This is a genomic window from Corallococcus sp. AB018, from assembly GCF_003986945.1.
In the GTDB taxonomy this organism is placed as follows: domain Bacteria; phylum Myxococcota; class Myxococcia; order Myxococcales; family Myxococcaceae; genus Corallococcus; species Corallococcus exiguus.
Map to the genome: position 1 here is coordinate 61,794 of NZ_RAWR01000015.1, position 11,736 is coordinate 73,529.

Genomic DNA, 11,736 nt, shown 5'->3' on the forward strand with positions numbered 1-11,736 from the left:
GGTCGGCCCACCCCATGAATCCCTCGCTGTCCGGTCGGAATGTCGCGGTGTTCGGGCTGGCCAAGAGCGGCGTCGCGGCGCTGCGGCTTTTGGTCCAGCAAGGCGCGAAGGTGACGGCGCTGGATGCGCGCTCCGAGGACGCGCTCGGCGACGTCGCGAAGGAGCTGCACGCGAAGGGCGTGACGCTCGTCACCGGCGCCACGCCCCCGGGGCTGCTCACCCGCCAGGACCTGGTGGTGGTGAGCCCGGGCGTGCCGCTGTCCCTGCCGGAGCTGGAGGCCGCGCGCACGTCGGGCGTCCCGGTGTGGGGCGAGATTGAACTCGCGGGCCGCCTCCTCACGGGCACCCGCTTCCTGGGCATCACCGGCACCAACGGCAAGAGCACCACCACGGCACTCACCGGCGAGCTGTACGCGAAGGCGGGCCTGCGCACCTTCGTGGGCGGCAACCTGGGGCGCCCGCTGGCCGAGGCCGCCATGTCCCCCGGGGACTGGGACGCGCTGGTGGTGGAGCTGTCCAGCTTCCAGCTGGAGGGCATCCACCAGCTCAAGCCCACGGGCTCGGCCATCCTCAACCTCACGCCGGACCACCTGGACCGCTACGCCAACCACGCCGTGTACGGCGCGGCCAAGGCGCGCATCTTCATGAACCAGGACGGCGCCAGCGACTTCGCCGTGGTGAACGCGGACGACGCGGCGGTGATGGGGCTGGCCGCTTCCGCGCGCGTGCCCGTGTACGGCTTCAGCCTCACGGGCCGCCCGGTGGTGGACGCGCCGAAGCTGGCGGGGCTGGCCATCGCGCGGCCCGGCGGCTTCGAGCTGGAGTTCGCGGGCGAGTCGTACACGCTCACCAACCGCTCGCTGCGGGGCGCGCACAACGCGCAGAACGCGATGGCGGCGGCGCTGCTGGCCCGGCTGGGCGGCGTGGCGAAGGACGCGGTGCAGGCGGGGCTGGACAGCTACCCGGGCCTGGCGCACCGGCTGGAGAGCGTGCGCGTGCTGGACGGCGTGGAGTGGGTGAACGACTCCAAGGCCACCAACGTGGACTCCGTGCTGGTGGCGCTCAAGGCCTTCGCTGGCGACGTGTGGCTCATCGCGGGCGGCAAGGGCAAGGGCGCGCCGTACGCGCCCATGGTGGAGGCGGGGCAGGGCAAGGTGAAGGGCGTGCTCACCATTGGCCAGGACGCGGACGCGCTGGCGCGGGCGTACGCGAACGACGCGCCGGTGCACGCGTGCGGCACCTTGGACGCGGCGGTGGCGAAGGCGCGTGAGGTGGCCAGGGCGGGGGACACGGTCCTGCTGTCCCCGGCGTGCGCGTCGTACGACCAGTTCAAGAACTTCGAGGACCGGGGCGACACGTTCAAGCGCCTCGTCGGGGCGCTCTGACCGTGATGAAGACCTCTCCTCCGACCGCCCCCGTGCGGTTCGATCCGATTCTTCTCTGCGCGGTGCTGGCGCTCGTGACGCTGGGCCTGGTGATGACGTACTCGGCGAGCGCCGTGCTCGCGCAGGACAAGCTGGGCGACAGCCTCTACTTCCTCAAGCGCCAGCTGTCCGCGGCGGGCCTGGGGCTGGTGGGCATGGCGGTGGCCATGAAGCTGGGGTGGCGGAAGCTGGCGCGGCTGGCGTACCCGCTGCTGCTCGTCGCCATCGTGCTGCTCATCGCGGTGGCCATCCCCGGCATCGGCACCACGGCAGGCGGCGCGCGGCGGTGGATCCGCCTGCCGGGCTTCAGCCTGCAGCCGGCCGAAATCGCCAAGTTCGCGTGGCTCGTCTACCTGTCCTATTCGCTGGCGAAGAAGCGGGAGAAGGTGGCCACGTTCTCCATCGGCTTCCTCCCGCACCTGGCCCTGTGCGGCATCCTGGTGTTCTTGTGCATGCTCCAGCCGGACTTCGGCAGCAGCGTGCTGCTGGTGTTCATGCTCTTCGTGCTGCTGTTCGCGGCGGGCACGAAGTTGTCGTACCTGGTGGGCTCCATCCTGCTCGCGCTGCCGCTGGCCTTCGTCGCCATCGCGACCAGCCCCTACCGCATGAAGCGCATCCTCGCGTTCCTGGACCCGTGGGCCCACCGGCACGACGTGGGCTACCAGGTGGCGGAGTCGCTGATGTCCATCGGTTCTGGCGGCATCACCGGCCTGGGCCTGGGGGACGGCCGGCAGAAGCTGTTCTTCCTGCCGGAGGCGCACACGGACTTCATCTTCTCCATCCTGGGTGAGGAGCTGGGGCTCATCGGCGTGGGGCTGCTGGTGGTGCTGTACGCCATCGTCCTGTGGCGCGGCATCCGCGCGGCCCTGGCGGCGGGGGAGACCTTCGGCACGTACCTGGGCCTGGGCATCAGCTCCATCATCGCGTTCCAGGCCACGGTGAACATGTGCGTGGCCATGGGCCTGTTGCCCACGAAGGGCCTGACGCTGCCGTTCGTGTCCTACGGCGGCACGTCGCTGGTGGTGCTGATGGGCTCCGCGGGCGTGCTGCTGTCGCTCAGCGCGAACACGCAGGGCGCGTCGCGGCCGGTGCGCGCGGGCACGACGGACCTGCGGGAGGTGACGGCGTGAAGGTGCTCATCGCGGGCGGCGGCACCGGTGGCCATCTGTTCCCGGGCATCGCGCTGGCGGAGGAGGTCGTCACTCGCCACCCCGCCAACGAAGTGGTGTTCGTGGGCACGGAGAAGGGCCTGGAGGCGCGCGTGGTGCCCAAGGAGGGCTACCCGCTGGAGCTGGTGAAGGTGCAGGGGCTCAAGGGCAAGGGATTCATCGGCCTGCTCAAGGGGCTCATCGCGCTGCCCATGGCGTTCCTCGCGTCGTTCCGCATCCTGTCGCGCCACAAGCCGGACGTGGTGGTGGGCGTGGGCGGCTACGCGAGCGGCCCGGTGGTGCTGGCCGCGTGGCTGATGGGCATCCCCACCGCCATCCAGGAGCAGAACGCGCTGCCCGGGTTCACCAACAAGGTGCTGGGCCGCATCGTGAAGGTCGTCTTCACCTCCTTCGAGGAAGCGCGCAACCACTTCCCGGAAGCCAAGGTGCAGATGATTGGCAACCCCATCCGCAAGAAGCTGATGGACAACTACCTGCGCAGCAGCTCCGCGCACGAGAAGTTCTCCGTCCTCATCTTCGGCGGCAGCCTGGGCGCGCGCGGCCTCAACAACCGCGTGCTGGAGGCGCTGGACTCGCTGGGCGACGTGAAGGGGCAGCTCGACATCGTCCACCAGACGGGGAAGCTGGACCTGGAGAACGTGACGAAGGGCTACGCGGACAAGGGCTTCGCGGACGTGGCGCAGGTGGTGGAGTTCATCGACGACATGTCCTCCGCCTACGCGAAGGCGGACCTGGTCATCTGCCGGGCGGGCGCCACGTCCCTGGCGGAGCTGACGGTGTGCAAGAAGCCCAGCATCCTGGTGCCCTTCCCGCACGCCACGGACAACCACCAGGAAGTGAACGCCCGGGCGCTGGTGGACGCGGGCGCGGCCATCATGTTCCGCGAGTCGGAGCTCACCGGGCAGAAGCTGGCGGAAACGCTGCGCGGCCTGATGACAGACCCCGCGAAGCTCAAGCAGATGGCGAAGAAGGCGGGCATCTTCGGCCGCCCCGCCGCGGCGAAGGAGCTGGCGGACGTGTGCGTGGACCTGACCACCCAGGCCTGGGGCCCGGGCGGACGGGACCGCGGACAGAAGGACGTGAAGAAGGCACCCGGGAGCAAGGCATGAGCAGCAAGACCGTCAGCAACAAGCCCGGCAGCCTCTTCAAGACGCGCCACGCGGCACACGTGCACTTCGTGGGCGTGGGCGGCATCGGCATGAGCGGCATCGCGGAGGTGCTGCTCAACCTGGGCTACCGCGTCTCCGGTTCGGACCTGCGCGAGAGCGACATCACCCGCCGCCTGGCGAAGCTGGGCGCCACGCTCTACGAGGGCCACAAGGCGTCCAACCTGGTGCACGCGGACGTGGTGGTCATCTCCTCCGCGGTGCGCAAGGACAACCCGGAGGTGGTGACGGCGCGCCAGCGCAAGATTCCCGTCATCCCTCGCGCGGAGATGCTCGCGGAGCTGATGCGCCTGAAGTACGCGGTCGCCGTCGCCGGCAGCCACGGCAAGACGACGACGACGTCCATGGTGGCCACGGTGCTGTCCGCGGCGGGCCTGGACCCCACGGCGGTGGTGGGCGGCAAGGTGAACGTGCTCGACTCCAACGCCAAGCTGGGCAAGAGCGAGCTGATGGTGGTGGAGGCGGACGAGTCCGACGGCAGCTTCCTCAAGCTGCACCCGTCCATCGCGGTCGTCACCAACATCGACCCGGAGCACATGGACCACTACGGCGACCTGGAGACACTCCAGTCCGCCTTCGTGGAGTTCTGCAACCGCGTTCCCTTCTACGGCCTCAACGTGCTGTGCCTGGACAACCCCAACGTCCAGGCCCTGCTGCCGCGCATCGAGAAGCGCTTCGTCACGTACGGCAGCTCGCACATGGCGGACTACCGGCTGGAGGGCATCTCGCTGGACGGCTTCACCACCACCTTCCGCGCCTTCCGCCGGGACGAGGACCTGGGCGAGTTCCGCGTGCGCATGGTGGGCGCGCACAACGCCTTCAACGCGCTGGCGGTGGTGGCCATCGCGGAGGAGATGGACATCCCGCTGGAGACGGTGCGCTCCGCGCTGGCGGAGTTCGGCGGCGTGCAGCGCCGCTTCACCGTGCGCGGCGAGGTGGGCGGCGTCACCGTGGTGGACGACTACGGGCACCACCCCACGGAGGTCATGGCCACGCTGTCCGGCGCGCGCCGCGCCTTCGGCCGCCGGGTGGTGGCCGCCTTCCAGCCGCACCGCTACACGCGCACGCACGACCTGATGAAGGAGTTCGCCACCTCGTTCAACGACGCGGACGTGCTCTTCGTCACCAGCGTCTACGCGGCGGGCGAGGAGCCGATTCCCGGCGCCACCGGCGACGCGCTGGCGGAGGCCATCCGCGCGCACGGCCACCGCGACGTGACGTTCGTGGAGAAGCGCGCGGACGTGGCGAAGGCGCTCCACGAGCGCGTGCTCGAGGGCGACCTGGTGCTCACGCTGGGCGCGGGCGACATCACCCAGGTGGGCCCGGACCTGCTCAATCTGATGGGCGCGGCGAAGGGCGGGTAGGGGATGCAGGCGGGCGAGGTGACACCGCTGGCGGCGCGCGTGGCGCGGCTGCCGGGCCTGGACGTGAAGCCGGGCGAGCCCCTGGCGCCGCTCATCAGCGTGCGCGTGGGCGGCCCCGCGGAGGCGCTGGTGCGTCCGCGTTCACCGGACGCGCTGGTGGAGCTGCTGCGCCTGGCCCGCGACGAGGGCATCCCCGTGACGGTGCTGGGCGGCGGGGCCAACACGCTGGTGGGCGACGGCGGAGTGCCGGGGCTCACCGTGAAGCTGCCCCCGGATTTGTTCCCGGAAGGACTGGACGTGGGCCCGGACGACGGCCGGGTGACGCTGGGCACGGGCGCGGCCATTGCCCGGCTGGTCAACGTGATGCGCGCGCAGGGCCTGGTGGGCGCGGAGTTCCTCGCGGGCATCCCCGGCACCCTGGGCGGCGCGGTCACCATGAACGCCGGCACCAAGAACGGCGAGTGCTTCCGCGTGGTGGAGGCCATCGAGGTCGCCACCGCGGACGGGGTGGGGTGGCTGGACAAAGCGCAGGTGCCTCACACCTACCGTCACGCCACACTGCCCGCGGGAGGTATCGTCACCCGCGTGCGCTTCCATCTTCCCAAGGGCGATGTCGTGGCCAGCAAGGCGGCCATGGACGCGGACCTGGGCTACCGCAAGCGCACGCAGCCCTTGAGTCAGCCCAACTTCGGCAGCGTGTTCACCAACCCGCCGGGCGACCACGCCGGGCGGCTCATTGAACTCGTGGGCCTGAAGGGGCACACCCTGGGGCGCGCGCAGGTGTCCACCCTGCACGCGAACTGGATCGTCAACCTGGGCGGCGCTGCCGCTCGGGACGTGCGGGGCCTCATCACCCTGATGCAGGAGCGGGTGAAGGAAGCCACCGGCGTCGTCATGCACCCCGAAGTCAAATTCGTCGGAGTCTTCCTCCCATGAGCATCGGTCCCCGAGGCTTCACCCCCGCTGAGTTGAAGGCGAAGCGCGTCGGCGTGCTGTACGGCGGCCTCTCCAGCGAGCGCGAGGTGTCCCTGCGCACGGGCGCCGCGGTGACGGGCGCCCTCAAGGGGCTGGGCTACGACGTGGTGGAAATCGACGTGGGCAAGGACCTGCCCGCGCGCCTCATCGCGGAGAAGGTGGACGTGGCGTGGCTCGCGCTGCACGGCCGCTTCGGCGAGGACGGCTGCATCCAGGGCCTGCTGGAGGCCATGTTCATCCCCTACACCGGCAGCGGCGTGATGGCCTCCGCCGTGGGCATGGACAAGGTGTACGCGAAGGAGATCTTCGTCGCGCGCGGCATCCCCACGCCCCCCTACCGCGCCTTCGACTCGGCGGAGGCCGCGCTCGCGGAAGGTGACCGGCTGCCGTTCCCCTTCCCGGTGGTGGTGAAGCCCAGCCGCGAGGGCAGCAGCGTGGGCGTGCACATCTGCAAGACGCGCGAGGACTACACCGCGGCCGTCCAGGACGCCTCGAAGCACGCGGGCACGCTCCTGGTGGAGCAGTTCATCAAGGGCCGTGAGGTCCAGGGCGGGGTGCTGGACAACGAGGCCCTGGGCGTCATCGAAGTGAAGGCCGCCCGCGAGTTCTACGACTACGAAGCGAAGTACAAGGCCGGCAGCGGTACTCAGTATCTCTTCCCCGCGCCGCTGCCCCCGGACCTGTACGCCCGCGTCAACGAGGTCTCCCTGGGCGCGCACAAGGCGCTGGGGTGTTCCGGCGGCTCGCGCTCGGACGTCATCGTCACGGAAGGCGGCGACGTCTTCCTGCTGGAAATCAACACGCTGCCCGGAATGACGGCCTCCAGCCTCCTGCCCAAAATCGCGGCGGGGCGGGGCATCGACTTCCCGGCCCTCTGTGAGCGGCTGCTCCAGGGCGCTTCGCTCAAGGCTTGAGCCGCTCCGCGTTCTTTCCTGGAGTTCCGGTCTCTTGCAGGCCGGGGTGGTCCCCCCACGCCGCTACAGCGACGTGGCTGTAGCCAAAAACTGGCGTGGTTCGACGTCCGCACGCAGCATGCGCCTCCCTAGTCATGGCCTTCGGAAAATCCAAGAATCGCCGCCGCCTGGACGCCGCACCGCGCAATGACGCGGTGACGGGCGCGGTCCGTTCGCACGGGCCGTCGGTGGCGAAGGCGCTGGGGTTGGCGGTGGCGACGGCGGGGCTCATCTGGGGCGGCATCGAGCTGCGCGCCTGGGCGGTGGTGTCGCCGCGCTTCGCGCTGGAGTCGGTGAACTTCTCCGGCCTGGAGCGCGCGTCGCGCCCGGAGCTCCTGAAGCTGTCCGGGCTGACGGCGGGGCAGAACCTGTGGACGCTGGACCCGGCCGCGCTGGCGCGGTCCATGGGGCAGCACCCCTGGGTGCGCACGGTGGAGGTGACGCGGCGGTTTCCGCGCGGCGTGTCCGTGGAGGTGACGGAGCACGCACCCGCGGCGCTGGCGGTGCTGGGCGACCTGTACGTGCTGGACGAGGAGGGCGAGCCCTTCAAGCGCGTCACCCCGGGGGACGGGCTGGACTTGCCGCTCGTCACGGGCATGGAGCGCGACGCGTACGTGGCGGACCCGGACGCGGTGCGTTCGAAGTTCCGCGACGCGCTGGATGTAACCCGTGCTTATGCGCGGTTGTTGCCCGGGCGATCCGAGCGGCTTTCTGAAGTGCGCCTGGAGAACACCGGGCTTGCGCTGGTGACGGCGACGGGGCAGGAGGTGCGCCTCGGTGCTGGCGATACGGAAGTCAAGCTCCAGCGGCTGGCGCGCGTTCGACGCGAGCTCAGCACAAGGGGGCTTGCGGCCGCGATCATTCGCTTGGATAACCGTGCCCGACCGGGTTGGGTGGCGGTGAGGCTTTCGAGTGGGTCCGACTCCGTGCGGAGCGGGGACTCGACGCAGTGAGGATGCTTCCTTCACGAAAGTGAGGGAGCCTGGGAGGATTCATGGCGAAGCAGAAGTCGGGGGAGATCATCGTCGGCCTCGACATCGGCACGACGAAGATCTGCGCCATCGTCGGCGAGCTGACCGATAGCGGTATCGACATCATCGGCATCGGCACGCATCCGTCGAAGGGATTGCGCAAGGGCGTCGTGGTCAACATCGAGGCCACGGTGTCGTCCATCCGGCGCGCCGTGGAGGAAGCCGAGCTGATGGCCGGGGCGGAGATCTCCCACGTCTACACGGGGATCGCCGGCGGCCACATCAAGGGCTTCAACTCCCAGGGCATCGTCGCGGTGAAGGACAAGGAGGTCCGCGACGCGGACATCGCGCGCGTCATCGACGCGGCGAAGGCGGTGGCCATCCCGTTGGACCGGGAGGTCATCCACGTCCTGCCTCAGGAGTTCATCATCGACGACCAGGGCGGCATCAAGGAGCCCCTGGGCATGGCCGGCGTGCGCCTGGAGGCCAAGGTGCACATCGTCACGGGCGCCGTCTCCAGCGCGCAGAACATCGTCAAGTGCGCCAACCGCACGGGCCTGAACGTCTCCGACATCGTGCTCCAGCCGCTGGCCTCCGCCGAGGCGGTGCTGAGCGAGGACGAGAAGGAGCTGGGCGTGTGCCTCGTCGACATCGGCGGCGGCACCACGGACATCGCCATCTTCTCCGGCGGCGCCATCGTCCACACGGCCGTCATCGCCCTGGGCGGCAACAACCTGACGAGCGACATCGCCATCGGCCTGCGCACCCCCGCGCACGAGGCCGAGCGCATCAAGCAGAAGTACGGCTGCGCGCTCGCGTCCATGATCAACAAGGACGAGACGATTGAAGTGCCCAGCGTGGGTGGCCGTCAGCCGCGCGTCCTGGGCCGGCAGATCCTCTCGGAGATTCTTGAGCCGCGCGTGGAGGAGATCTTCCAGCTGGTGCACCGGGAGATCCAGAAGTGCGGCTACGAGGACCTGCTCGCGTCCGGCATCGTCATCACGGGCGGCAGCACGCTGCTCGCGGGCATGCCGGAGCTGGCGGAAGAGGTGCTGGGACTGCCGGTGCGCCGGGGCATGCCGCGCGGCATTGGCGGCCTGGTGGACGTGGTGAAGAGCCCCATGTACGCCACGGGCGTGGGCCTGGTGGTCTACGGCGCCAAGCACATGGACCGCCGCATGTTCCGCATCCGCGAGGACGGCAACGTCTACAAGAAGGTGAAGGGCCGGATGCGCGAGTGGCTGGAAGAGATTTTCTAGTCCGGTTTCCGGCGTCCGTAACGCGCTGAGCCAGGGGGTCCCTTCGGGGGCCCTTTCGCGTTTCTGGGGGCTGTGTTCGGGAACTGGATTGACGTGTCAGAGGGGAACGCTGACGCGTCCGTCCTGGACGCGGACATTTTCCAGATTCCGGAATCTGGATCCTGCTTCCGGACTCTCGCCCTGGGTACGGGCAGCCAATCGTGCAAGTTCCAGGATTTGGACGGTTCGGGAATTCGACAGAGGATGGCTTCCGGCTTGCTATGGGAGCCCGTGGCTCCCGGAACGGATTTCTCCGTTCCTGGTGAGCCTCTGACCTTATGACTCCACAAAAGACTTCGCGGTTGCTGACGCCCCTCACGGGACTTCGCCGCTCGGCCGCGGGCCTGTTGGCCCTGCTGTGTGCCGTGCTGATGGCGCCACCCGCCTACGCTGAACCCGACACCTTCGGTCTGGGCAACGGTTCGGATGGCCCGCTGACGGTCAACGCGGCCAACACGGTCGTCAACACGTACACGCGACTCCGGGCGAACGCGGCTGTGGGGGCCACGTCCGTGGGCGTGGTGGACACAACCGGTTTCGCGGTGGACGACCTGGTGATGATCTACCAGTCCACCGGCTTCACGGGCACGGTCACCTCCAGTGCGACGGGCCCGTTCGACTTCACGACGAACGCGGTGGGCAACTGGCAGTTCGTGCGCGTGACGGCGCTCACAGGCAATACGCTGACCTTCACCGACACGCCGCTCACGGCGGCGTTCTCGGGCGGCACGAACGCGACGGCCACCCGCACCTCGGCGCAGGCCATCCGGGTGCCGGAATACACGACCGTGACCATCAACGCGGGCGCGAGCATCGTCGCCCGGCCGTGGTCCAGCGCGGATATCAACGACACCGTGGGTGGCGTCGCCATCTTCTTCGCGACGGGGACGGTGACGAACAACGGCACCATCTCCGCCACGGGAGCGGGCTTCCGCGGCGCGGAGTACTTCAACAGCAGCGGAGACAACTGCGCCGCGAACGCCTATGACCTGTCGCAACCCAATGGCGGCGCCATGAAGGGCGAGGGGCCCGTGCCCGCCCGTTACAAGCCGCCTACGGTGTTCTTGCAGACCGCGCCGATCTCGGGCCGCGGCAACATCCTCAACGCCGGTGGTGGCGGCATCTGCCACAACTCCGGTGGTGGTGGCGGTGGCAACGGCGGCGCGGGTGGTATCGGCGGTCGGACGTGGACCGGTGACACCGCTCCGGCGCGTCCGGTGGGCGGCCTCCCCGGTGGCCAGATGCTGTTCAGCCCGGCGACCCGCGTCCTGTTCGGCGGCGGTGGTGGCTCGGGTCACGGCAATGACGAAACGGGCACCGGCGGCGGAAACGCGGGCGGCATCGTCTTCGTGCGCGGCGCGGCGCTCGCGGGAGCGGGCAGCATCACGGCGGACGGCGTCTCCGCGGCGAGCTCCCAGAACGACGCGGCGGGTGGCGGTGGCGCGGGCGGTACCCTCTCCCTGCGGTTCACGGGCGCCCTGGCGTGCACGGGTGCCGGCACGCTGTCCGCGAAGGGCGGCAACGGCGGCAACAGCACCTTCGTGGAGTCGCCGCACGGCCCGGGCGGCGGCGGCGGCGGCGGCAACATCCACATGCAGGCCAGCGCCTACTCCTGCCCCGCGTCGGTCGCGGGAGGCGCGGCGGGTACCCAGCCCACGGCGACTGCTCCGGATGGCGCGACCTACGGCTCTGCGCTGGGCAACCCGGGTGTCATCACCCAGGGCCCGGCTCCCACCGTGCTCACCCCGGCCAATGGTTCGTCCACGTCGAACACCACGCCCCCCATCACGGGCACGACGCCGAGCCCGAATCAAACCGTCCGCATCTACATCGACGGCCAGCCCCAGCCCATTACGGTGACGTCCGACGCGTTGGGCAACTTCACCTTCACGCCGGCGGTGCCCCTGAGCGTGGCCGCGCACACCGTCTACGCGGTCACGGTGACCGCTGGCGTCGAGAGCGCCCCGAGCAATACCAACACCTTCACCATCACCGCCGCGGCGACGCCGACGGTGGCCATCACCACGCCGGCCAACGGCTCGACGGTGACGAACCCCACCAACGTGGTGGTGTCCGGCACGGCGGCGAACGCCACGTCCGTCACGTTCACGCTGGGTGGGCAGAGCTACGGCCCCGTCACGGTGACGGGCGGCAACTGGACGTTCACGGTGCCCGGCCCGCTGGCCAATGGCTCACAGACGGTGTCGGCGGTGTCCACCAACGGCACCACGAACAGCACGGCCGCGACCAGCACCTTCACGGTGGCCGGTCCGACGGTGGCCATCACCGCGCCGGCCAACGGCTCGACGGTGACGAACCCCACCAACGTGGTGGTGTCTGGCACGGCGGCGAACGCGACGTCCGTCACGTTCACGCTGGGTGGGCAGAGCTATGGCCCCGTCACGGTGACGGGCGG

At 69.8% G+C, this 11,736-nt stretch carries 9 protein-coding genes; all 9 read left to right on the top strand.

From position 1 onward, the window contains the following. Positions 1-14 precede the first annotated feature (14 nt). Positions 15-1,385 carry a UDP-N-acetylmuramoyl-L-alanine--D-glutamate ligase gene (gene murD, locus D7Y11_RS05690; RefSeq protein ID WP_126933196.1) on the top strand — a complete coding sequence of 457 codons (1,371 nt, stop codon included), beginning with the start codon at positions 15-17 and terminating at the stop codon, positions 1,383-1,385. A 5-nt stretch (positions 1,386-1,390) separates the two neighbouring features. Continuing rightward, a complete protein-coding gene (ftsW, locus tag D7Y11_RS05695) occupies positions 1,391-2,554 on the top strand; it encodes a putative lipid II flippase FtsW (protein ID WP_120575424.1) in 1,164 nt (387 codons plus the stop codon). Further along, on the top strand, positions 2,551-3,702 hold the full coding sequence (murG, locus tag D7Y11_RS05700; protein ID WP_120575423.1) for an undecaprenyldiphospho-muramoylpentapeptide beta-N-acetylglucosaminyltransferase: 1,152 nt from the start codon (positions 2,551-2,553) through the stop codon (positions 3,700-3,702). Before ftsW ends, murG begins: the two co-directional genes overlap by 4 nt. Continuing rightward, the gene (gene murC / locus D7Y11_RS05705) at positions 3,699-5,123 is read left to right on the top strand and encodes a UDP-N-acetylmuramate--L-alanine ligase (RefSeq protein ID WP_126933197.1); all 1,425 of its coding nucleotides are present in this window, start codon (positions 3,699-3,701) and stop codon (positions 5,121-5,123) included. The genes murG and murC overlap by 4 nt, the downstream gene beginning before the upstream one ends. A 3-nt stretch (positions 5,124-5,126) precedes the next feature. After that, complete coding sequence (gene murB, locus D7Y11_RS05710; RefSeq protein WP_126933198.1) at positions 5,127-6,059, top strand: UDP-N-acetylmuramate dehydrogenase; 933 nt, start codon at positions 5,127-5,129, stop codon at positions 6,057-6,059. Then, on the top strand, positions 6,056-7,012 hold the full coding sequence (locus tag D7Y11_RS05715; protein ID WP_120575420.1) for a D-alanine--D-alanine ligase: 957 nt from the start codon (positions 6,056-6,058) through the stop codon (positions 7,010-7,012). The genes murB and D7Y11_RS05715 overlap by 4 nt, the downstream gene beginning before the upstream one ends. 134 nt (positions 7,013-7,146) lie before the next feature. Continuing rightward, positions 7,147-8,004, top strand: a complete 858-nt coding sequence (locus D7Y11_RS05720; protein ID WP_120575419.1) for a cell division protein FtsQ/DivIB — start codon at positions 7,147-7,149, stop codon at positions 8,002-8,004. A gap of 41 nt (positions 8,005-8,045) precedes the next feature. Then, complete coding sequence (gene ftsA / locus D7Y11_RS05725; protein WP_120566811.1) at positions 8,046-9,281, top strand: cell division protein FtsA; 1,236 nt, start codon at positions 8,046-8,048, stop codon at positions 9,279-9,281. Between the two features lie 341 nt (positions 9,282-9,622). Then, a partial coding sequence (locus D7Y11_RS05730) for an Ig-like domain-containing protein (RefSeq protein ID WP_233607206.1) occupies positions 9,623-11,736 on the top strand: 2,114 nt, incomplete at its 3' end.